This is a genomic window from Acetomicrobium thermoterrenum DSM 13490 (assembly GCF_900107215.1).
GTDB lineage: Bacteria > Synergistota > Synergistia > Synergistales > Acetomicrobiaceae > Acetomicrobium > Acetomicrobium thermoterrenum.
Genome location: NZ_FNPD01000003.1, coordinates 89,353 through 111,329 on the forward strand (window position 1 = coordinate 89,353; position 21,977 = coordinate 111,329).

The window sequence follows — 21,977 nt, forward strand, 5'->3', positions numbered from 1 at the left end:
GCCTTAGGATGCAAACGCAGCCTTTAAGGCACCATGCTTTAGCAAGGCCTGAGTACCGCCGCCTTCGCTTACAACTTGGCATACAAGTTCTGGATCGCATACCCTAACGCCAAACAGTCCTACAATGCGCTTGAGGCTAATATCGCCTAACAACTCAGGCCATAGTGGGGTAGAAGGCCCGATGATCGCAACACGACCTGTACAAAGGTCGAGCAGATGATCTATGGTCTTGTTGATAAAGGCAGTGCCAGTTATAAAGACAGCATCACAGCGTGGCAGTTCCCACTCCGCTGCCCAATCGGGAAGCACATTTTCGGATTGGTGCGAAGGGTTTCGTTCAAATATAAGCAGCTTTTTTGCCCGTTCTGCAATATGGCGGGCCAATGGGGTAATGTTTCCAATCATCCCAACGACATCATCTTTGTCTATTTTCAATAATTCTATTGGTTCGATCTCCTGAAGGGGCGCATCTTCAGAAAACACGGCGTTTACCGTCGCAAGACCTATGGAGGACGCTATGGGATCTGCCGTCGCCAAACCTCGCGCCAGCTCTAAAGCAGGCCTCCCCGCCAGAGGACCCGACCAATTAAACTTGTTGCAGCACTGTCTCTCATCCAAAGTAGCAGCCAGGCCACAGCTGCCATCGGACAACACCACACAGGTGTACCGCAAACCGATTGCTACTTTTTCAACAGTGAGTTTGGCAAGTTTCGCTTCTATGGAAGCGATAAGATTATGGACTATCATAAAGGCACACTTCCTTAACAATATGTATTTTATTACAAAATATCATAAATTCAATTCACAGCATATATTTACTTTATATTTTAATATTAAAAAGAATCTATAAATCTATACTCGTATAGCTTTCAAAAGCAAATCGATCGAAATCAAATCCTTTGGAAGTTTAGCCCTCACAGTCTTGCGGGGGTCGACCAATTGACATATCTCGAGATCCATCGCCATGCTGGCAAGCATGTAAGCATCATGCCAATCCAGATCCAATGCACCTTCAAAAGCTCTTACCGCCAATCTCGTTGCCTCATAAAAAGCCTTGTTTATGTCTTCATCCGAGACTACTATGTATAACCAATCTTTCGTCTCAACACAGGGCCACATCGGTGCCAATTTATCTAACGCTTTAAAGCTTACTGTCACATTGCCGGCGATCTCGCAAGCAGCAACACAGACCTCGCCATCTCCCATCACTGCATGAAGGTCCCCCAAGCCGAACAAAGCGCCGTCGCAACTGACCGGAAAATAAACGGTAGCACCTTCCGTTATCACAGTGGCATCCATATTCCCGCCGTGTCTTCCCGGAGTGCCCGTAGGTGTATTTTCTGGTGTGGCAACGCCTATTACACCTATCATCTTTTTTAAAGCCAGATTTAAATGCTTGAACTTCAGCTGATCGGAATGTATATCACAGATGACGGTTCTGGCTTCTTCTGCCATGTCGCCAAGGACGCCCTCTTTAGGTATCGTAACAATAGTTCCCTTTTGTTTAAGATCTATCTTATGGATGGTTACTGATAAAGCATCGCCTTTTTTAGCACCCTTTACGTAAATCGGTCCTGTGGCCGGGTTTATTCTTGAAAAATCTATTTCCGAAACCAACTGATCTTCCTCGATGATCTGATTAGAAAAACAATCCTTTGCCTCAATTTGAACCAAGACGTCTTGATCGACGGTGGCGGCGGGAGATAATTGGGGATCGAAGGAGAAAAAAGTAGACTCACTGCTTACCACGACATCCGGTTTTTGACAGCAGTTCATATCGCTCACTCCTTTTATTTTATCAATACAGCATGTAAATTAAAATTTAAGCTACAATTATGTTTTGGTCAAGCAAGCAAATTATATTAACAAATCGCTGTTAGCCGTGAGCCTCGAGCACAACCTCATCTCCTGGCTTAACAATGCCACCGCCGACTACCTCGAGGAAATAGCCCACCTTTGGCAGCAGACACCATCCGCGGTAATCGTATGTGTGAGGTTCATCCGGCCTTTTGCCCTTTTCTATTACCAGCAAGACCACGTCGCGGCCGATTTTAAGGCGGCTTCCTATTGGAATTTCATCGGGCAATCCCTCTATCACCAGGTTTTCTGCCAAGGACCCCGGCGGAAAGGAAAAGCCCGCCTCTTTTTCGGCGAGCTTTATATCCTCATATCTCAATAAGCTGACCTGTCGTGACGATATGCCAAAATGGGAATCCCCCTCTATGCCTCTTCCTTCGATAAATCGTGCCTGCACTACAGGCTTTTTGGGTTCCTGTCTGTTTGAGCTGACACAAACTGCTAAAACGCGCGCCATTGCTAAAAACCTCCTAATTCAATAGCTTAAACCCATATCTTGCCATCCTTTACGACAAGTATATCATCCAAATAAAGTTCAGGGCTCCGCATTACAGCATCTACATGAACGCCTGCAGCAACTTTTCCGCCAAAGGTGTCATTGCTTCCCATCGCTATATGGACAGATCCATATATCTTTTCGTCTTCTAGGATAACCCCGGTAAGACGAGCCTTATCGTTGGTCCCGATGCCAAGTTCCGCCAAATTACGCGCATTAGGATTATCACCCAAAACCTCAAGCAGGCGATCGGCGCGATCACCTTTCACATCCAAAAGTAACCCTTGGTCAAATTCCAGGATGAGCGGAGAATCAAGAAGCCCAATCCCAACGCAAGAGCCGTCTATAAGAACGCTCCCCGTCGCAGTGCCCTCAAGGGGTGCTATGTATGCTTCGCCTGAGGGCAAATTTCCCGATTCTCCCTTATTGCGGTAAATTCCGGTGCTTGGCACGCCACGCCTTCCTTCGAGCGAGATTAAAAGCGTATGCTTTCCGGTAACAATCCTGGCCGATCTTGCCTTATCCAGCAAAACAGTAACATTTTTGGTCAATTTTTCTACTTTTTCATAGTCGGCATTTATCGGGCCATTAAAAAACATATCTTCAGTGATCCCTGGCATGGTGGCAATTCGTGTCCCACAACTGCAGGCATTTTTCCGTGCCTGCGTGTGGGTAAGAGAAGCACTGGTAGGTGCCATAACCACATCCGACATCGCCATAGCCTTTGCCACCAGCTCGTCGGGTTCCATGCCGCTTCTTTCAAGTTTTTGCATGCAAAGTAAGAAAGACCTTGCTTTTACCTCCATGCCAGCCTTAAAGATAGCATCGCCGATGCCCTGCGTAGCATTATCACACAGGACAAGGAGCCTTTCGCCCTCTACTATGCCCATATTTACTATTAAAAGCTTCTTTGCAATTTCCATCAAACTTTTAAGTTCGCTCATCATGATCTTTTCCTCACTCAAGCAATTCCCTGGCTATGCGGCTTGCGACGGTCCTGGCCAAGATAACGGGACATGAGGTAATTTCTCTTGCATGCTTTTTCATCTTGGAAGTGTAGCCTATACAATCCATTACTATTATTTGCGCTCCCCATTCGGATAACTCCATAGCGCCCCTTGCTATTGAGGCATCAGACTCTACGTAAGGTGAGGCAGCCACTATCCGAAGGTCCTTTGTCACGGCAGACCATCTTTTGCGCGATTGCTCTATTTGGTCCTTTGAAGGGGTAAATACGCCTAACTTCAAACCTTCTCCAACTGCCTTGGTTACCTCAAAAAGCATTTTTTGGGGTCTCAAAAGAAAACCATTTGCGCCAAAATCAGGAAATTCTCCAGTGCATAGAAGCAAAACCACGTGAATGCCGCTTTCAAAAAGCTTGCCGATCTTGTCGCAAAGCAGGGGAGTGATGTGCTTTTCTGCAACTTTGACGGATGTGCCGTCACGAAGCCTGGTTACCAATACATAATCTCCTTCTATTGGAGCTAACTTGGCAATTTCTTCTTTACCAAGTCCGTCTAGCGCCCCGGCCTCCACAATTTCAATGTCAGGCCCCAAAATCGGTTTTATGTCCACCATAACGTCGCTTCTTGGCGACTGTCCTATTGTTACGGCACCAATTCTATACATTGTTCATTCTCCCTTTATAAATACAATTCAAGTGATCCGGGGCCCCTGGGCCACAACGCAGGCATTCTTTTAAGGAATCCTCGATTCCACTGGGCGATGTACCTTTGATGGAACAAATATATTCCATGAAGTCGCTAGCCCACGATTTGTCTCCCTCTATCAAAAAAGTGGTGCTACCTGCGCCTTCGTAAATTCCACCTCGTCCTATCACCGTTACACGCGTGGCACCCAGTGCATAGATGCCATCGACCTCGCTAAAGACCTTGCCTACAATTGGAACTAATCCAACTGACATGCCCATAGACATATCCGGTACGTTTCGTCCACACCTGGACATCGCTTCTCTCAAAGAAAAGGGGCAATATTTTTCAAGCCCTGCCGCTACGATGATAGGCACTCCCTCGACATGCAAAAGAGGAAGAATTCTGCCTGGCTCACCCCCGAAAAAACGACCTGCCATCATAGCTGCATTTCCGTCCCCATCTATGATATTTGCTCCGCAAATTGCCAAATCGCTTGGTCCCATTTGAGATACTATCTCCTCAAGGTGCCCATCCGCCGTTTCAGGTTTGCCGTTTCTAATCACAATGGAATGCGGGCCTTCAACATTACCTTCGGCCGATACGGCACCTCTCTCGGTTATCCTTCCAGATATCCTTAGCTTAATTCCAACCAAGTCCTCCGAAACTGCAGATACTGTTGTTCCCCCTTTTAAGAGTAAGATCCCTTGCTTCATTACACGGTTGACTTCCGGTAACGAGGAAATGCCTCTTGCTATGACCCTTTTCCCCTCTTCTACGGTAAGTGTAACTTGAATTTTCATTTATTTTATCTTTCCTAAGGTCTGTAAATGTCTCATATGTCCATAAAGCGAGATTAATCTGTCGAATTCCGCCGCATCGTAAAAAGATACCTTTCCTTCACCGTAGTACTTAGCGACCTCAACGCTAAACCTAACCGCCTCGTCAATATCCATGGCCTGCGTAGCGCCCGTTGCACACCCCGGGACCGGCACCTCGGACGTCAAGGCCACTCCTACTACTGGTGCAGAGGTTGCGGTACAGGGCTGCAGTATGCTGTTTAGATGATAAACGTCGTTGCCATAGGGCGTGATATCCTGCATGGTTATGGGAAATACCACCGCCATTTTCCCGGTAATATAGCTCATTATAGACAACAAATCCTCGCTCACTCGCAGTATCCATCCCTCTTTTACAGTCGGCGATATGGCAAAACCGCGATGGTTTATGACTCTGTTTCCACGAGTCGTGTCAATCGAAAGCACAGCGTCCAACTCGCTGGTAATTTCTTCTTTGTTAGCCATCGCCATATCGATAGGGGAGCCCATGAAGGGAACGGGATCGTGTGGCTGGGTGGGGGCATCTGGACATATGTGAGTAGAGATGAAAACATCTCCCTTTAAGATATCTCCCTTGCTATACATATCACCTAAAAGCATGGCAGTAGCTACGGCAGCTATGCCTCCATCGGCGTCGGAGACCAAGCCAAGCCTTTCCGGTCTTGCGCCTATGCCGCCAAGCCTGCCGACTATGCCAAGCGTTGGAGCAGTACCTCCGGATCTTTTGCCCTCTTTTCCGGGTATCCAAACCTTTACAAAATCAGTCTTCCCATTTGGACCAGTTACTGACTTTACCTCAACATCTTTAAGCCCTGTCTTAACCAACACTTCTTTGACGTCTTGTCCATTTACTTTAGGACTGCTTAAAAGATCTATTGCTTCAATGGTCCATTTTAGCGACATGAGATTTACGCCTCCCCTTATAATGTCAAGTAGCTTATTATTTCTTTTCCAATGACCTTTTCTATCGGTTCAAAAAGCTCTTTACACCGCATGCCTTCACCCAAAATTAGGTTTTTGGCCGAAGCTGATACGACTATTACCATTTGATCTTTGCGAACCTCAGCACTTGTTGCGGGAACGCCACTTTCTCCATCAAGCGTCATGATGAGATCCGGAAAGGTGCTGATACGTTTGCCGTTACACTCTAATGTCATGTATTCGTTCCAAAACGTTATTTCATGTCCATCTTCCAATACTATCTTTCCGTGATCAAATCCACCTTCGGAGACGAGTTTCTTATCCCTTACACGGGAAGCTGTGATTACGTTACCTCCTAAAATATCCATCGAAGCAGAAGCTATAGCCTCTGGGCCGCTTGATTTTAGCTTCATCATGGCCTCACCCAACTTTAAAGCCAGCTTTATTGCACCCGGAGCACCATGGTCTTTTACGAAGGATGCCTTCACTGGATTTCTTGCCACAGCTACGAGGCCACCCGCATAGACCGCGCATTGTCTTACCAAAGAAGAAGCAGAATCTAGTGTACCCTTGAAAACTGCTTCCAAGTGCTTTCCAGTTTTGGGATTCCCTCCAACGGCACTCTGGACTGAAACGTAATCTTTAATTCGGTGCAACCCCATAGAACCCATCAAACCCGTAGGATGGGCCCGCCCGTTGCATGGGGCATCCAGCAGCGGCAGGCCCAATATGGCAGCCGGAACCCACCCGTTGAAGATGGATCCCCCTCCGCACTCGTTGGTGATGAATGCGTTTATCCCAGAAACGCCTACCGCTTGACACAGTTCGACCGTACGCTGGTGATCTTGGTCTGTCACAAAGGCTTCGCTCGACGACGGGGCTCCGACGGCAGAGGAGGTCAATACAACTGATTCGGGGTCAATGGTATTAATATCCTTCAATAAAACTTGGCCATGTTTCAGTGCTGCCTTTGCAAGCTTAATTCCCTCTGCCATAGAACCGCCACCGCCTCCGCCAAGCAGACAACCGCCAAGGGCTATGGCGTCTACCATATCTTCGGTTATCAAGATATCGCTATTGCTCAAATCAATTACCTCCTTCTTTTAAAACCGTCCAAAGGGCAGCTGCAGCCGCCTTGAGCGGATCTACTACAATTAGACCCGTTTCTTTAGCGATCAAAGGCGCTACGCCTATGGTTGTCATACCAGTGCAGGCTAAAGCGAGCACTTTGACACCTTTCTGCTTTAGTTCCTCGACCGCATTTAGCGTGCTCAACTTGCCCGTGGTGGTCATCAAATCAAGCGTCGAAGTTACACCGCTGGGTTTTGTCCAAGCTATCATGCGATCACACAATACCGCCTTCATGCCCACGGGCACTTCACCTGTAATACCTAAGACACCAATGGGGAGATTAAAGGAAAGGGCGATGCAGGCTGTCGTCCTCCCTGCACCCACTACGGGTATCGAAAGCACATCTTTAAGTTCGTTTACTGCAGGGTCTCCTGCACAGCTTATTAATATTCCATCGAACCCTTCACTTTCAAATTCCTTTGCCAAATTTACGACCTTTGGAACGGCCATCTGCTCTGTTGCGTCGTCGTGTATGCCTTCAGGCTGATCCGGAATACAGCGCGATACCACCTCAAGTTCCGGAAACCATGACATCACCTTTTTCCCGTGAAGTTCGAGCAAATCCTTATCGTTTGTGGTAAGTACCCTTATTAGAGCTACTTTTGTCTTTTTTACCACCATCCAAAACTCCTCCCTATAGAAAAGAAGAATCCGTATATACCGTCACCCGCAATGAATCCAGCGCCGTAAAGCTCCATCTTTTCCTTGTGTGTCTTTTCATAAATACGTCTTATAGCTACAGCAATCAAAAGACCTATTCCATAAATTGGATTGTTTATAAGCAACCCGGTGGCAAAAAGTATGCCCAATGCCCGTTTTGCCTTGCCAACAAACTGAATTATTGCTCCAGGTATTGCCCATATGATAAGTTCTCTCAAAATTTGCGGGCTTGAACCGGCTTTAATGGTGACGGCGAAGGCACGGCTCACAGGGGGAATCAAATCAAGTTTAAAATGCATATTCATAAACACAGCCACAGCAATCATAGCGACTATGCCACCTATTGCTTCGGATATAAACTGTTGTCGCCTTCCATCCAGCTCATAAGGAATATTTTTACCCATCCCCCTTATGATCCAACCCGTCTTTAAGTCATAACCCATGTCGGCAAAGCAAGGACCCGTACTTGCCACATATCCGGAAAGCAAAGCTAGAGCTAAAGGAGGAAAGTTCATAAATAAACCTATGGTTAAAAATATGATTGTGATAGCAAAACCTGGAAACCATCCGGAGTGCATGGCACACAAACCTACAAGTATTGGCGCAATGAGCGCAGATATACCAGACCAAAAAACCCACAGAGCCAATTTTGAGGCCGCCATTTCTGTATATACACCGGAGATAAACGCCAAGGCTAACGCTCCCGCGATAAAAAGGACAAAAGACACAAAAATGGCCTTCTTAGTTTGTGAAGGAGACACCGTAGGTATATATTCATTGTTTTCGGTATTATTTAGATTTTTATCACTCGAAGCACCCTTTCTAAATATGATAACCATTGCTTGAATCAGAGAAACTAATCCGGCACCAATCATAACACCATGGGGTATGTAAGTTTTGCCCAAATCAACTGGCAAACCGCTTATTCCCAATGATGACATAAATGATGAAAAAATAGGGAAATACCCTCTAACGATTAAGCCTATACCTAATGCAATCATTGCATATGGATTAGCTATAAATGCAATGCCTACTCCCGCCATTGGAAGTCCGCTTGGAAGTACTGGTTTGATTCTTAATGCAGTACCCACAGCACCCAATAATATCCCTTGAAATAAAGTTTTTGCCTTGGCACCACCTTCATCTCCAGCAACTAATGCAGCTGCAGTAGCAACACCAGGTGGCCATGAGCCACTCGCAGGATACATTTCAGAATCATAAACCTTATAAACAAAATACATTCCCAAAATAGTTGCAATAGCGCTCCCTAAAACCATGGGAATAAGCAACTTTAAATCACCAAAGGCATACAAAATACCCGCGGCCAGAAGACCACAATTAGCAGCTGCAAATCCTCCGCCAGAGGTCATGGTTTGAATAAGGTTTTGTCGATCAAGATTTCTAAACTTACGTAAAGCATTAAGAGGAATTCTTGCTATAGACATAGCTATCAAGGCGCCGATTATTGAAGTGTTGGGAGTTATGCCGATTCGCGAGATTATTTGCATACATATAATGGCTGAAAAAAACGTAACAATTAGACTTATCAAAAACGTTTCTTTTTCTATTGCTTTTGCATGTAGACTAGATCTTTGGTACATTTCTAACACCTCCAACAGTAATCAATGTTATCAATTATTTAAATGATTCATTCATAGTACATAAATTTATAAATAGCACTAAATAACATTAATAATAATAATATAAAAACAAAAAATAACTAAAATCTCATTAACACTATATACTACTAAATAGCAATGATATGATAATACTATAATATAAAAGTACATAACCATAAGATAACTAAATTCTACAAGAATTGATAATGCCAGAACAATGTACCTTCAAGCATGAAAATGGGGTGTTATTTTATGCAAAATGCACAAACTTTATTAATCAAAGTCGGTTTTATTATGTAAAGTGGAACACAAAAAGATGGCGAGCCACAAAAGAGGTGTGTTTTGGTCTGCAAGATATTGATTTCCAAGAAGATCTTCAATCTGCTTGATGCGATATTTTAACGTGTTTCTATGAATATTAAGAAGCGATGATGCTGTTTGTTGATTTCTTCCAGATTCCAGATAAACTTTTAGCGTTTCAAAAAGCTCTGATCCCTTAAGGTTGTCATGCTCTATAAGGGGAGAAAGCATATTCGAGGCAACTAAAACGAGATCTTTAATTTGAGGATGTTCAAGAATCAGAGATAACAATTTAACATCAGAAAATGGAATTATATAACTGCTATATCCAAGAATTTTTGCAATTTTTATAGCAATTTTTGCCTCATATAGGCAATGCCTTATGCATTTAGAAAACGGTCTGGGTTCACTCAAACTAAGCAATATTTTTTTACATTCTAATCTACTTTCAAATGAATGAATTGCATTATATAAATTACCTATTTGTGTGTCGCGTAAAAGCATAAGTATATCCTCTTGTTGAGAGGCTAGGATAAAATCCAAGTCTGATTTGAGTAAAATATATCTAAATAAAGAAATTTCTTCATCACTAAAACAAGGTGATGACGATAAAAGGCCTATTCGAATGGGAGTACCTCTTTCCCATCCGAATGATTCTAATTCATCAAAGGCTGTTTCAGTTTCATCATTAATCAGCTGAATAAGTAGGTCAGCTTTTTCAATGCTTTTTTCGGTATTTTCCTCGGATTTAATAATTTTGCTCATGACTTCTTTTATAATTTCTACATATGGAATATGAGTGGGCAGGCTAATTATTGGCATAGAATAACTGTTTGCAATTTGGATAACTTGTTCAGGAAGGACATTTATATATCGTCCTAATTTAATGCCAAATCCAGCTACTTTTTTATCCGCTCCTGCTGTTATTATTTTTTTCAATCCATCTTTACTATCTTTGAATGCGAATGCGGTAGTGAGGAGGAATTCGTCAGGAGCAAGCCAATTCTCAGCGTCTGGTACCTCTAAAATATCTAAGTATTTAATTTTTCTATCAAGCCCATTCTGGCCAGCTAAAAGATACGAACCCGAAAGAGCTGGCAATTTCAACATCTCGCGAACTGAAATCATATGCTATCCACCTCACAAAATTCGATGTAATATCTATGTGCATATTGCACAATAACATTATATGATATTTATAATTTAGGTACATTGACTGCTTTTACAGAGACGGTATGATTAACTTTAATTGTTATAATTGAACATATTCTCTTTTTATTCCATATTATCACAATTATCACATAATTCTATCAGCTAATGTAAAAAATAGAATATCAGGAGGTGATTGAATAATGCAAGAACGAGAAGAATTAATATTAAACCCTGTTCCACAGGAGGAACGCACCGGGTGGAAAGCCCCTCTCTTTAATATACTAGGATGCAATATTGCAATTTCGGAACTAATGGTTGGCGGAGCCCTAATAGCTGGTATGACCCTTAAGGATATGGCACTCGCTTCCATAATAGGCAATCTTTTGTTAGTAGCAATATTATCTATCCAAGGATATATTGGATATAAGGAAGGGTTAAATACTTATATCCTTGCAAAGGGAGCTTTTGGTGATGTAGGTGGAAAATTTGTTATTTCCTTAATTTTGGGGATTACCAGCTTTGGATGGTTCGGGGTTCAAGCTGGGGTTGCGGGGTTATCAATTCAAAAGATTTTTCCTGGCCTTAATTTTACAGTCACTACTATTGTAATCGGATTTTTGATGGTAATTGTAGCAGCATATGGTTTTAAAACAATGGCTATCTTTAATTATATTGCAATACCACCGTTAATAATTTTATTAATATGGGGATTAATTAAAACTATAGGCATTAATAACATTGAATCAATTGGTTCATATATGCCTGCTCAGCATATTAGTCTAAAGGATGGTATCAATATGGTTGTAGGTCTGATTATCGTTGGAGCAGTAATATCACCAGATTACCTTCGTTACGCAAAAAAATCTATGGATATTTTTATGGTTGGATTCATAGGCTTCGCAATTATATCTATCTTTCAACAAATTGCAGCTGGAGTAATTGCAATGCAGGCTCCCACTTGGGATATTACAGAAGTTCTAGCACAGCTAGGGTTCAACTGGATAGCTTTTGCAATTTTGCTATTAGCTGCGTGGTCCACAAATTTGTCTAACGCATATTCAGGAGGCTTGGCACTTAAAAACCTTTTTCCTAAATATAGCAGAATTACATTAACATTTGTTGCTGGTTTAATAGGAACTGGTATCGCAGCTTTAGGCATTGTTTTTAAATTTCAAAGCTTTCTTGGATTTTTAAGCATGATGATACCCTCGATTGCCGGTGTAATGTGGGTGGAGTACTACATTATTCAAGGAAGACAATTTAGGGTCCGTGAAGGTATTAATGTTCCAGCGTTCTTTGCTTGGTTTCTAGGATTTTTAATATCTTTCCTTTCAACAAAATATCAATACGGCTTACCACCGATAAACGGCATCATAAGCGCAAGCATTTTATATCTTGTTTTTGCCCGTTTGTTTCGTCTTGCTGATAAATAAATGATTAATTGGAGGGCTGTAATATGTCAAGGATAGTAAATATCGGGATCGTTCAAATGGATTCAAAGCTGGGAGATGTGTCGTACAATATCGATCATGCCAAAAGGTTGATCCATGATGCTGTAAAGGCGGGCGCAAACATAATATGTTTGCCAGAGCTTTTTGCTACTGGATATAATTTGGACGTTCTTAAAGACAGCATTGTGAAGCTAAGCATTCAATATTACGAACAAATTTGCCAAGAAATTTCTGATATCGCTAAATGTAATAAAGTTTACATAATTGCTCCCTTTGGCGAGAAAGGGGCCATTTCAGGAGTAGTATATAATTCTGCCTTACTATTTGACGACGAAGGAGCGATGATGGGAAGCTTTGCGAAGACACACCTTTGGGCATTGGAGCGATTGTATTTTAAAGAAGGATCAAGATATCCCGTTTTTGAAACGAAATACGGCAAAATCGGCATAATGATTTGTTACGATGCCGGTTTTCCAGAAGCTTGTAGGAGTTTATGCCTCAAAGGAGCTGAAATGGTCTTCGTGCCGGCCGCATGGAGAAAGCAGGACAAAGATATGTGGGATTTGAACCTTCGACAAAGATCCCTTGAAAACCTCTTATTCACAGTTGGTGTCAATAGAGTAGGAGTAGAGGAGGATTTACACTTATTTGGGGGCAGCAAAATATGTAACCCTAGGAGTGAAGTAATATGCGAGTTGCCTATCGACAAGGAAGATGTCACGGTTTTTAGCATCGATTTAGACGAGGTAGTTGACCAAAGAATCCAAATACCGTATCTCAGGGACAGGAAGCCATGGCTATACACAAAACTTGTTGAAATGTAATTGAAATCAATCTTTATATATAGCCCTATACAACATCATTGCATGGGTATATGGAAATATTTGTCAAGCTTCCATTGACGTATTTCGCTGTCTTTAGGCGTTTCGTAAGCTCCCACTTTACTCGTCGTCCAGTTCAACATATTTTTGCAACTTACCAAATATTCGGCTTCCTTACATGCAGCTATCATGGAATCTATCACTGGTACCCCAAGATTGTCCTGAACCTTTTGAAAGAACCCAAACTCTTTGGTGCATCCTAAAACAACAACTTCTGCGCCATCTTCTTTCACTGCACGTTCTGCTTCTCTCAGAATCCTTTCTTCTGCAAGATCCTTTTTATCTTGAAAATCAAGGACACCTAGCTCAACCGAGCGAAATGATGCAAGCTTACTTTCAAACCCGTATTTCCTTACGTTTTCTCTCATATAGGGAATCATCTTTCGACGCCCTACTATTATAGAAAAGGTAGCTCCTAACTTAACGGCTATCGATAGTGATGCTTCACATGGTGCTGTAACCACAAGTTTATTGCTCATCTCTCTGGCTTCATATAGGAATGGGTCATAAAAACACCCAATAATTGCAGCATCAAATCCGTCGATCTCTGCCTGTCTTATTTTATTCAACAGCTCAGGAGCAATTAACGCTGAATAATAAAGATATTCTAGGTGATAAGGAGCCTTTGTAAGAGAGGTTGCACATATTGTACAATTTTCCACATATTTAAGGATATAATATTTTATCTGGTCATCTAAAAAACTATAACCTATAGGGCTAATGTACATTAATTTCTTTGCATCCGCCATATTTAATCTCCTCCTTTAGTAATTTATTAATATAAGTGACAACGAACATAATGATGGGCTTCTAATTCCTTCATATCTGGATCTAGCTTTTTGCATTGATCCGTTGCAAACGGACACCTAAGGTGAAAGCTGCAACCGGGAGGAATATTTACAGGACTGGGAATTTCGCCTCTTGAAGTTATTTTTTTAGGCTTAAGCTGTTCTTCCTCATCGGTAACGACCGGAATTGAGGAGAGTAACATTTGTGTATATGGGTGCAGCGGCTTCTCGAAAAATTCCTTGGTTCGAGCAATCTCGCAAATTTTGCCCAGATACATTATCGCAACTCTATGAGCCACGTTTCTCATTAAGCTGAGATCATGGGTTATAAAAAGATATGACAATTTATATCTGTTTTGTAGGTCCATCAAGCGATTTATAACTTTTGCCTGTATTGATACATCCAGAGCAGAGGTAGGCTCATCCAAAAGCACTAAATCGGGGTTTGTTGCAATTGCATGAGCTATAGCAACCAGTTGACGCTCTCCGCCGCTCAACGACCTCGAAAATCGATATGCATAGATTGAAGACAACCCTACTTCTTCTAAAAGGGCTTCAGGAGATGCAGGAAATCCTTTGTATCTATTATTTTTATGCAATTTCAACGGAGTAGACAATATTTGTCTTATTGTCCTTCTGGGATTCAATGAGGAATTAGGATCTTGAAAGACGATACGTATCTTACCTTTAATTTCATTGGATCTAAATTTATAAAGCGATGATATATCTTGGTTATTGTATAGTATTTGACCATTTGTAGGCTCATACATCCCCACAACGGTATAGGCAACGGTGCTTTTGCCTGAACCAGACTCTCCAACTAAGCCCAACGTTTCTCCTCGAAATATTTCTAAGCTTACCCCGTCAACTGCCTTTACAAAGCTACCTTTTTTATATGGAAAATATTTCTTCAACATGCTCAACTTTAAAATAGGAATGTCCAACGTACTATCCTCCCTTTAGAGATCAGCCTTATGGCATGCAACGTAGTGATCGTCCTCATACAGAGTTAATTTTGGCTTTGTCCTGTTGCAATCTTCATTGCAAAAAGAACATCGTGGTTGAAATCTACATCCCTTAGGCGGATTCAGATAACTTACCATCTCTCCCGGTATACCTTCAGCTATGCCTTCTCCTGTCAATTTAGGAACGCATGCCAATAACGCCCTTGTATAAGGGTGAGATGGATTTGCGAAAAGAGAGCGGGTAGGACCTATTTCTACAATCTCACCACCATACATGATGCAGACGCGGTCAGTAGTTTCCCTGACGACCCCTAAGGAGTGAGTAGCCAAAATGACCGACATGCCAGTAGTTTTAACTAAATTATTAAGGAGACCCAAAATCTGTGCTTGTATAGTGACATCCAATGACGTACCGGGTTCATCAGCCAACAAAAGCTTTCTATCGGTTGCCACTGACATAGCTATGCATATCCGCTGTCTCATCCCGCCACTTAACTGAAAAGGATATGCATCAAAAATTCTTTCAGGATCCGGCAAAAGGACGTCAGATAAGGCCTTGAGCGCTATGTCCTTAACATCATTTTCGCTGTAATTTATCCTTTTAGCCTGCAAGTTTGCCCTTATGACAGAAGATATTTGTTCACCAACTGTAAAAACCGGATTTAAAGAACTGGTCGGATCCTGAAATATCATAGACATCTCTGTCCTTCTCGTATTTAGCAATTCTGTTTGACTCATCTTGTTAACATTGCACCCTTTATACAAAATGTCACCCTTAGAGCTAGCATTACTATCAAGAACTCTAAGTAATGCCCTAAAGGTGGTTGTCTTGCCACAGCCTGTCTCTCCCACTAAACCAAGCCTTTCGCCCTCGACAAGAGAAAAAGAAACATCGTCCAAAACATGCATCAAACCTTCGTAAACCCTGTAATACACGTTAAGGTTTTTGACTTCCAATAACACTTCGCTACTCATTGTTTTTCCTCCGTCGAGAAGAGATCTCTAAACCCATCTCCCAACAAATTAAACGAAAGTACGATGATCATAATAGCGAGCGCAGGAAATACAGTTAGCCACCACTGTGTAGGCATATACTTGGCTCCATCAGATATCATAGTTCCAAGAGCTGGTGTTGGTGGCTGTTCACCCAAACCAACAAAGCTTAGCGCAGCTGCCGTCATGATTACTATGCCCATATCCAGGGTCATCTTCGTCAGTATAGGAGACAAACAATTGGGAAGCATTTCTCTGAAAATGATATGCACCCAACTGGCCCCCAGTAGTTGCGCTGAGCGAACATAATACTCCCTATTTAAGGTAACTGCCATACCATAAGCTAACCGGGCATACCATGTCCACCACGTAATGGTTATAGCCAGCATGGCATTCATTAGATTTGGTTTGAGAAGTGCTGCAACCGATAACGCCAGGATTAAAGGTGGAACGGCAAGAAAGATGTCTGTAAGCCGAGTAATTAAAGAATCGATTAATGAACCTTGGAAATAACCCCCTATTAAACCCATAGTTGTCCCAAAGGGGACTGAAATACTTAGTACAACGACTCCCATTAATAAGGTCGACCTAAGGGCAAATATTATACGGCTAAATACATCTCTTCCCATGGGATCGGTGCCACATAAATGTGCTAGACTGGGAGGTTGATTTGCATTCAAAAAATCGACTACTTTACCGGCATGAGTTGGATAAGGTGCAATAAAAGGGGCAAATATGGCAACCAAAACTATCACAACAACGCCCGCAAAACCTACAACAGATAACTTATTCTTTGATAACCTATACCAAGCTCTTTTAGACTTATCGCTAAAGCTTACAAAATTGTCACGCCTTCTGTCGTTCATAAATACGCTCACTCCCCAGCCTTAAGCCTGACTCTGGGATCTATGATGGCTACTAGTATGTCAACAAATATATTGGCAATTATAAAAACAAATCCGACGATGCAAATAACCGCACTCACCGCGTTTAAGTCTTTGAATAACATAGCTTCCACTCCATAACGCGAGAGGCCTGGCCAGTTAAATATTGATTCAACTAAAAAAGCATTAGCAAACAATGCGCCGATCTGTAGCGCTAACACGGAAACGGCAGGGATCACAGAAGGTCTAAGTAAGTATTTAAAAAATATCTCCCTTTTACTTAATCCCTGAGCTGTTTCCATGACAATATAATCTCTCTCGCCATTGTCTATCATAGAAGACCGGGTAATCCTCGCCAGTTGAGCCATGCCATTCATTGCAAGGGCGGTCGCTGGGAGGAGAAGGTGAACAAAAGCATCTACTGCGACAGGAAAATTACAACGTAAGATACTATCCACCACGATCATCCCCGTAATCGGTTGAACACCTAATCCAACGCTTGTACGCCCTAAAACTGGGAGAATTGGCCATTTGTAACCAAAAAGGAGCATGAACAAAACTGCGAAAACAAATGAAGGTGTTACAACGCCTATATAAGCTACTATCCTAAGAAAGTAATCCATATAACTGCCTTGACTTGCAGTAGCAAGAACTCCGAGAAGTATTCCGAAAACACATTGAATTATAGCTGCAACAATTACAAGTTCTAATGTGGCAGGTAAATAAATCTTAATATCATCCGTTACCGATCTCATTGTCATTAACGACAGTCCAAAATCTCCCTTTAAAACACTGGCGATCCAATGAAAGTACTGATATATTATCGGTTGGTCCAACTTCAATTCAATTCTTAGAGCCTCAACTGCCTCTTCTGTAGCCCGTGGCCCTAATGCCATACGTGCTGGATCACCTGGTACAACTCTGGATAAAGTGAATATGATGATCGATAGCCCTACTAGAGCTACTAACGACCATAAGGTGCGCTTACAAATAAAGCGAAAAATCTCCATCAATTTTCCTCCCTGACAATAGCTATAAATTAGCTGCCAGTTTATTCTTCTCTAAATTGGACACCCAGCATATACAGCAAATCTAAACCAGGAGCAATTGTTTTTTCTTGTTTCTGAAGTTCCGCAGGTTCCCACGTTAAATAACCAGATTGATAGGCGTGAACTTCCGGCTCTTCAAAAATAGGAATGTGAGGTTGGTATTGTACTATTAATTCTTGCGCTTTGCGATAAAGTTTTAGACGCTCATTTAAATCGGTTTCCTTAAGTGCCTTATCAATTGCCTCATCGATATCAGGGTACTTTACCCAACTTGTGTTAGTGTAGGTTCCAATTGATTCTGAATGATATATTGCCCGCAAAAGCGAACCTGCCTCGCTATAATGAGAAGATTCACTGATAGTGGTACCATGAGGGGTATCCTCCAAACGTGATGCCTGGTCAACAAACTTAGCCCACGGAACTTTGACAACCTCAACATTAACTCCCAGTTTATCGAAGTAAGTTTGGAAAGCTAAAGCTAGTTTTTCCCTATCGGGCACGTCAGCTACCCATGCTATTTCAACGGGAAATTGATCAGGATTGTCGGCATACTTGGAAAGAGATAGTTCTTCTTTTGCCTTCTCCAAATCATAGTCATAATAAGGCAAATCAGAAACTGCGCCTATAAGTGAAAGTGCAATTGGAGCTTTAGGTTGTTTTCTCCACGGAAAAATCTGAAGCAGCGCCTCGTAATCTATGGCATAAGACAAAGCTTTCCTGAAATGAACATCATCAGTAGGAGCCTTAGCATTGTTCAACGATAAGTACAACATTTTGCCATTGGATATTGCAAATATATCAATCCCTTTTACTTTTTCGAGACTTTTATAGGTTTCCACAGGCTGATATTCGTCAGTAAACTCAAGCTGTCTGCGCATCATCATAGTTCTCACACTTACAGGCTCAGAAACGGCAAGCAATTCGAACCCTTCCGGATTGCCTGAGCTGAAGCCCTTCCAATATTCGGGAAATTTAACCGCTCTTAAATGTTGATTGTGTGCCATTTCTACAACCTTATAGGGGCCACTCCCGGCATCGTTATTTATGAGCCAATTTGTACCGTAATCTTTAAATTCGCCGTAATTTCCGTCTTGTAAATGTTCTAGAACTTGTTTTTTGTTGACAATATAAAATCGGGTAAGTGTAGAAAGAAATGGACCAAAGGGCTCGCTTAAAGTTATTACAACAGTATCATTTGAAGGGTTTGAAATATCCTTCACCAATCCTTCAAACAAGTAGGAAAAGCCTCTTTTGATCGTCAGAAGCCGCTTCATGCTAAATACCACGTCATCTGCAGTGAGCTTGTCTCCATTATGGAAAAGTATGCCATCTCGAATTTTAAACGTATATTTTAGACCATCATCAGATACCGTCCAAGATTCAGCAACACCGTTTTTTAGGTTACCTAAATAATCTTGAAATATCAAAGAATCATATAAGTTTACTAAGGCGATCTGGGAGGCTCGATCATGTCCTTGGGCTGGATCTATATTGGGTGTATTAGAAGCAGTAAACCTCACTATACGGTCATCAACGGTAGCCCAAGCGTAACCCGTAAAAATCATTCCAACAAACAAACCAATAAGCATAGTCCTAAAAATGACCTTCTTCATCATTTTGCTCCTCCTCAAATTCACTTAATTAATAATATTAAGCAGTAACCAAGCACGCGCAATTTAACTAAAAATAAAAATTATTTTGCCAACTCTACCATGGCAGCCCCGATTATTTGGATGACCTTTAAGTATTCGTCTAAGTCTATGAACTCATCTGCTTTGTGTGCTACATCTGGACTTCCTGGAAACTTCGGGCCAAAGGCAACCATGTTTGGGAGAGCTTTTGCGTAAGTACCCCCGCCCATCGATAGCAATTTTGCTTCTTGTCCGGTCTTTTCTTCATACACCTTCTGAAGCTTTCTAATTAATATGCTGTCTTCTGGCATGTTAAGTGGAGCCTTTTCGCGGAGGATCGATAAGGAAAATCCGTTCTTTTCTACAAAAGCTTTAAGGGGAGAAACTATATCTTCGGATTGGAAGGTAACAGGAAAACGTATATCCAGCACTAGTGATAAATACCCATCTTGAAATGTTAGTTGCCCCAGGTTGCATGTCAATTTACCGGACAATTCATCTTGGACAAAAATTCCAAGATTCATACCATTTGCGTCGCCATAAAAGCATTTCCCTAATTGACATATAATTTTGCCCCAATCCTCGTCAATGGAAGATCCTAAAACATACATGAGATTTGCTATGGCATTTACACCTAATTCAGGAGTGCTACCGTGAGCAGCAACCCCAAATACTTTTAATGTAACCTCATTGTCTTCCTCAAGAAGGGAGATTTTTATGTCATTACTTTGTGCGGTTTCCTTGAAGGTGTTTAATGTTGTTTGTTTCTTAGCTGAATCCAAAAACCTGATAGTGGCTTTTGCTTCAGAAGGCACGACATTGGGAACAGTCCCGCCATTTATATCTAAAAGTATAGACTTTGAGGCCTTAGGCTGGATAAATGGTACATCAATACGTATATGCAGCTGTCCTTTTTCATATGCAATTATCGGGAATTCTCCGTCGGGTGTAAAACCCATCAGCGGTATTTCTCCACCGTGCTCCAGATAATACTTCATGTCCTTCATGCCGCTTTCTTCGTTCGTTCCAAATAAGATACGAATCCTGCGCTTTACAGGTATAGAAAGTTCCTTTATGGCATGCAAAGCCCATAACGCACCTATCGTCGGCCCTTTGTCATCCATCGTGCCTCGTCCAAACATTTTATTTCCATGAATTTCTCCAGCAAAAGGAGGATATGTCCATCCGTCTCCGGGAGGGACGACGTCTAAATGTCCGAGGACAGCAACCATATCTTTTCCTTCTCCGTATTCTGCCCAACCAACGTAGCCATCCAGATTTTGTGTGGCAAACCCTAACGAAGAAGCCGTCTTTAATGCTTGATCTAATGCCCTTTTAACCTCGATTCCAAAAGGAGCATCAGGGGCAGGGTCACTCTGAAGGCTTGGAATTCTTACGGACTCCTGCAAATTTAATATTATGGAAGGAAACAAGTTTGTAATTTTAGCATCAAGGGAAGTCATAGAACTCTCCTTTCGTTTAATAGCCTGGGATATTCATTTTCTTACAAATTTCGACGGCCTTCGGATCTTTGTAAATTCCGTTTTCTTCAAAGACACTGCCATCAAGCAAAATGGTAGGATTTAGGGTAACGCCATCCGTGTGAGATGCTGCAGACCAACATTTGCCCATAATTTGTTTGCCTTGACTGCCAAAACCAAATTCTATACATCCAAAAATCCTCTCGTCTTCGACGATCCTGCCGGTAGGAGCATTTACGCCCGGATTAAAGCCAAGAGAGTAGTGGGCGAGCCTGAACATATTCGGATCATTAAAAGATTTAAGCCACGTCTCAAAGATCTTTGCCTCTCTTCCACCGGATATTGACTGTATCACACCTTTTTCTATCTCTAATGCTATCGGTTCCTTTATAATTCCAAGTTGTGCAGGAGGAAACACTGCTGCGTCAAATACCACTGTGCCGTTTATTGTCTCTTCTATGGGACACCAACTTACCTGGCCAGCTAGCATGATAGGATATCCCTTTTTCGTAGCTTTTTCTCCGGAGAGGCGTATCTTGCGTCCTTGGTTATATGCCACCAGATTGGTTCCGCTAGGATTTTTGACTTCAACCTTATTTGCTTTTCCAAGTATCTCCTGGAAGTGACGCCCCAGCTCGACCACCATATCGTAATCTATTCTTTCGATACAATTTACCAGCATCATCACGTCCATACCCGTAAGATTGATATATCTGCAACCTTTTTCCATAGCATCTCTCCAGGTTTGTGAATGCATAACGGTGGCGTATGCAATTTCTATCCAAACATCTGCATTTGCTGTCGCGGCTGCCATATGGGCTGGCATTTCGCTCGCAAAGGTCTTAACAGGGGTAGGGTAGTATAATACAATGGGTTTAGCGCCGATGGCATAAGCAGCATCACCAATCGCTTCGGCAACTCTTCTATCACCTGAGCTGTCGCAAGTTATAACGACAGTTTCTCCTTCTTTTGCAAGCATGACGTCCCGCACCAATTTCAGGGCTCCGTTCATGGTTTCCATAGAACAATATTTTTCCGTTGGTTCTATCCCGCTTTTAAATTCCATGATCAAATCGCCTTCCTTTTTTTATATATTACCTTGATTATATTCAAGCACATGATTATTTACATCATCTAACGAAATAAATACCAGAATGACTGTTTGTAATTTTCGAACAATTTGGGATTATCATGGCATATTATTTGTCAAATATTACAAATTTTGTGCTA

21 protein-coding genes are annotated in these 21,977 nt (G+C 42.1%); 2 read left to right on the plus strand and 19 right to left on the minus strand.

Features of this window, described 5'->3' with window-relative positions; translation table 11 throughout:
* Positions 1-3: 3 nt before the first annotated feature.
* From BLU12_RS03250 to BLU12_RS03300, 11 genes are all read right to left on the minus strand, one after another.
* Positions 4-747 (minus strand): DUF364 domain-containing protein, encoded by a 744-nt coding sequence (locus BLU12_RS03250; protein ID WP_234945414.1) that lies wholly within the window; start codon positions 745-747, stop codon positions 4-6.
* A gap of 105 nt (positions 748-852) precedes the next feature.
* On the minus strand, positions 853-1,776 hold the full coding sequence (locus BLU12_RS03255; RefSeq protein WP_091460569.1) for an acetamidase/formamidase family protein: 924 nt from the start codon (positions 1,774-1,776) through the stop codon (positions 853-855).
* 100 nt (positions 1,777-1,876) lie between these two features.
* Positions 1,877-2,314, minus strand: a complete 438-nt coding sequence (locus BLU12_RS03260; protein WP_091460571.1) for an MOSC domain-containing protein — start codon at positions 2,312-2,314, stop codon at positions 1,877-1,879.
* A gap of 26 nt (positions 2,315-2,340) precedes the next feature.
* Complete coding sequence (locus BLU12_RS03265) at positions 2,341-3,300, minus strand: aminopeptidase (protein WP_234945415.1); 960 nt, start codon at positions 3,298-3,300, stop codon at positions 2,341-2,343.
* Positions 3,301-3,310: 10 nt separating this feature from the next.
* Complete coding sequence (locus tag BLU12_RS03270; RefSeq protein WP_091460573.1) at positions 3,311-3,982, minus strand: AroM family protein; 672 nt, start codon at positions 3,980-3,982, stop codon at positions 3,311-3,313.
* A complete protein-coding gene (locus BLU12_RS03275; protein ID WP_091460575.1) occupies positions 3,975-4,805 on the minus strand; it encodes a hypothetical protein in 831 nt (276 codons plus the stop codon). The genes BLU12_RS03270 and BLU12_RS03275 overlap by 8 nt, the downstream gene beginning before the upstream one ends.
* Positions 4,806-5,744 carry a DUF1177 domain-containing protein gene (locus BLU12_RS03280; RefSeq protein ID WP_091460576.1) on the minus strand — a complete coding sequence of 313 codons (939 nt, stop codon included), beginning with the start codon at positions 5,742-5,744 and terminating at the stop codon, positions 4,806-4,808.
* 17 nt (positions 5,745-5,761) lie between these two features.
* Positions 5,762-6,847 carry an S-methyl thiohydantoin desulfurase domain-containing protein gene (locus BLU12_RS03285; protein ID WP_234945416.1) on the minus strand — a complete coding sequence of 362 codons (1,086 nt, stop codon included), beginning with the start codon at positions 6,845-6,847 and terminating at the stop codon, positions 5,762-5,764.
* A gap of 1 nt (position 6,848) precedes the next feature.
* Positions 6,849-7,514, minus strand: coding sequence for an aspartate/glutamate racemase family protein (locus tag BLU12_RS03290; protein ID WP_091460578.1), 666 nt, complete (start codon positions 7,512-7,514; stop codon positions 6,849-6,851).
* Positions 7,505-9,154: an OPT/YSL family transporter gene (locus BLU12_RS03295; RefSeq protein ID WP_091460579.1), complete on the minus strand. Its 1,650-nt coding sequence runs from the start codon at positions 9,152-9,154 to the stop codon at positions 7,505-7,507. Before BLU12_RS03295 ends, BLU12_RS03290 begins: the two co-directional genes overlap by 10 nt.
* Before the next feature lie 291 nt (positions 9,155-9,445).
* Entirely contained in the window at positions 9,446-10,600 is a 1,155-nt protein-coding gene (locus tag BLU12_RS03300) for a PucR family transcriptional regulator (RefSeq protein ID WP_091460581.1), read from the minus strand.
* 224 nt (positions 10,601-10,824) lie between these two features.
* On the opposite strand from BLU12_RS03300, the gene BLU12_RS03305 reads away from it, so the two are divergent.
* Both BLU12_RS03305 and BLU12_RS03310 read left to right on the plus strand, forming a co-directional pair.
* A complete protein-coding gene (locus tag BLU12_RS03305; RefSeq protein WP_091460582.1) occupies positions 10,825-12,057 on the plus strand; it encodes a cytosine permease in 1,233 nt (410 codons plus the stop codon).
* Between the two features lie 23 nt (positions 12,058-12,080).
* Entirely contained in the window at positions 12,081-12,899 is an 819-nt protein-coding gene (locus tag BLU12_RS03310) for a nitrilase-related carbon-nitrogen hydrolase (RefSeq protein ID WP_091460584.1), read from the plus strand.
* A 35-nt stretch (positions 12,900-12,934) separates the two neighbouring features.
* Here BLU12_RS03310 and BLU12_RS03315 read toward each other — a convergent pair whose 3' ends face one another.
* From BLU12_RS03315 to BLU12_RS03350, 8 genes are all read right to left on the minus strand, one after another.
* Positions 12,935-13,705 carry an aspartate/glutamate racemase family protein gene (locus BLU12_RS03315; RefSeq protein WP_091460586.1) on the minus strand — a complete coding sequence of 257 codons (771 nt, stop codon included), beginning with the start codon at positions 13,703-13,705 and terminating at the stop codon, positions 12,935-12,937.
* A 26-nt stretch (positions 13,706-13,731) separates the two neighbouring features.
* Positions 13,732-14,688: an ABC transporter ATP-binding protein gene (locus BLU12_RS03320; RefSeq protein ID WP_091460587.1), complete on the minus strand. Its 957-nt coding sequence runs from the start codon at positions 14,686-14,688 to the stop codon at positions 13,732-13,734.
* Positions 14,689-14,703: 15 nt separating this feature from the next.
* Positions 14,704-15,684: an ABC transporter ATP-binding protein gene (locus BLU12_RS03325; protein WP_091460589.1), complete on the minus strand. Its 981-nt coding sequence runs from the start codon at positions 15,682-15,684 to the stop codon at positions 14,704-14,706.
* A complete protein-coding gene (locus BLU12_RS03330) occupies positions 15,681-16,568 on the minus strand; it encodes an ABC transporter permease (RefSeq protein ID WP_091460590.1) in 888 nt (295 codons plus the stop codon). The genes BLU12_RS03325 and BLU12_RS03330 overlap by 4 nt, the downstream gene beginning before the upstream one ends.
* Before the next feature lie 8 nt (positions 16,569-16,576).
* Complete coding sequence (locus BLU12_RS03335; RefSeq protein WP_091460592.1) at positions 16,577-17,596, minus strand: ABC transporter permease; 1,020 nt, start codon at positions 17,594-17,596, stop codon at positions 16,577-16,579.
* 41 nt (positions 17,597-17,637) lie between these two features.
* On the minus strand, positions 17,638-19,248 hold the full coding sequence (locus tag BLU12_RS03340; RefSeq protein WP_159428498.1) for an ABC transporter substrate-binding protein: 1,611 nt from the start codon (positions 19,246-19,248) through the stop codon (positions 17,638-17,640).
* A gap of 80 nt (positions 19,249-19,328) precedes the next feature.
* Positions 19,329-20,729, minus strand: coding sequence for a dipeptidase PepV (pepV, locus tag BLU12_RS03345; RefSeq protein WP_091460596.1), 1,401 nt, complete (start codon positions 20,727-20,729; stop codon positions 19,329-19,331).
* 16 nt (positions 20,730-20,745) lie between these two features.
* On the minus strand, positions 20,746-21,813 hold the full coding sequence (locus BLU12_RS03350; protein WP_091460598.1) for a M29 family metallopeptidase: 1,068 nt from the start codon (positions 21,811-21,813) through the stop codon (positions 20,746-20,748).
* Between the last annotated feature and the right edge of the window lie 164 nt (positions 21,814-21,977).

Coding starts and splice junctions, on each gene's coding strand:
- BLU12_RS03250 (WP_234945414.1), bottom strand. CDS start 747: ATGATAGTCCATAATCTTATCGCTTCCATAGAAGCGAAACTTGCCAAA.
- BLU12_RS03255 (WP_091460569.1), bottom strand. CDS start 1,776: ATGAACTGCTGTCAAAAACCGGATGTCGTGGTAAGCAGTGAGTCTACT.
- BLU12_RS03260 (WP_091460571.1), bottom strand. CDS start 2,314: ATGGCGCGCGTTTTAGCAGTTTGTGTCAGCTCAAACAGACAGGAACCC.
- BLU12_RS03265 (WP_234945415.1), bottom strand. CDS start 3,300: ATGATGAGCGAACTTAAAAGTTTGATGGAAATTGCAAAGAAGCTTTTA.
- BLU12_RS03270 (WP_091460573.1), bottom strand. CDS start 3,982: ATGTATAGAATTGGTGCCGTAACAATAGGACAGTCGCCAAGAAGCGAC.
- BLU12_RS03275 (WP_091460575.1), bottom strand. CDS start 4,805: ATGAAAATTCAAGTTACACTTACCGTAGAAGAGGGGAAAAGGGTCATA.
- BLU12_RS03280 (WP_091460576.1), bottom strand. CDS start 5,744: ATGTCGCTAAAATGGACCATTGAAGCAATAGATCTTTTAAGCAGTCCT.
- BLU12_RS03290 (WP_091460578.1), bottom strand. CDS start 7,514: ATGGTGGTAAAAAAGACAAAAGTAGCTCTAATAAGGGTACTTACCACA.
- BLU12_RS03295 (WP_091460579.1), bottom strand. CDS start 9,154: ATGTACCAAAGATCTAGTCTACATGCAAAAGCAATAGAAAAAGAAACG.
- BLU12_RS03300 (WP_091460581.1), bottom strand. CDS start 10,600: ATGATTTCAGTTCGCGAGATGTTGAAATTGCCAGCTCTTTCGGGTTCG.
- BLU12_RS03305 (WP_091460582.1), top strand. CDS start 10,825: ATGCAAGAACGAGAAGAATTAATATTAAACCCTGTTCCACAGGAGGAA.
- BLU12_RS03310 (WP_091460584.1), top strand. CDS start 12,081: ATGTCAAGGATAGTAAATATCGGGATCGTTCAAATGGATTCAAAGCTG.
- BLU12_RS03315 (WP_091460586.1), bottom strand. CDS start 13,705: ATGGCGGATGCAAAGAAATTAATGTACATTAGCCCTATAGGTTATAGT.
- BLU12_RS03325 (WP_091460589.1), bottom strand. CDS start 15,684: ATGAGTAGCGAAGTGTTATTGGAAGTCAAAAACCTTAACGTGTATTAC.
- BLU12_RS03330 (WP_091460590.1), bottom strand. CDS start 16,568: ATGAACGACAGAAGGCGTGACAATTTTGTAAGCTTTAGCGATAAGTCT.
- BLU12_RS03335 (WP_091460592.1), bottom strand. CDS start 17,596: ATGGAGATTTTTCGCTTTATTTGTAAGCGCACCTTATGGTCGTTAGTA.
- BLU12_RS03340 (WP_159428498.1), bottom strand. CDS start 19,248: ATGAAGAAGGTCATTTTTAGGACTATGCTTATTGGTTTGTTTGTTGGA.
- pepV (WP_091460596.1), bottom strand. CDS start 20,729: ATGACTTCCCTTGATGCTAAAATTACAAACTTGTTTCCTTCCATAATA.
- BLU12_RS03350 (WP_091460598.1), bottom strand. CDS start 21,813: ATGGAATTTAAAAGCGGGATAGAACCAACGGAAAAATATTGTTCTATG.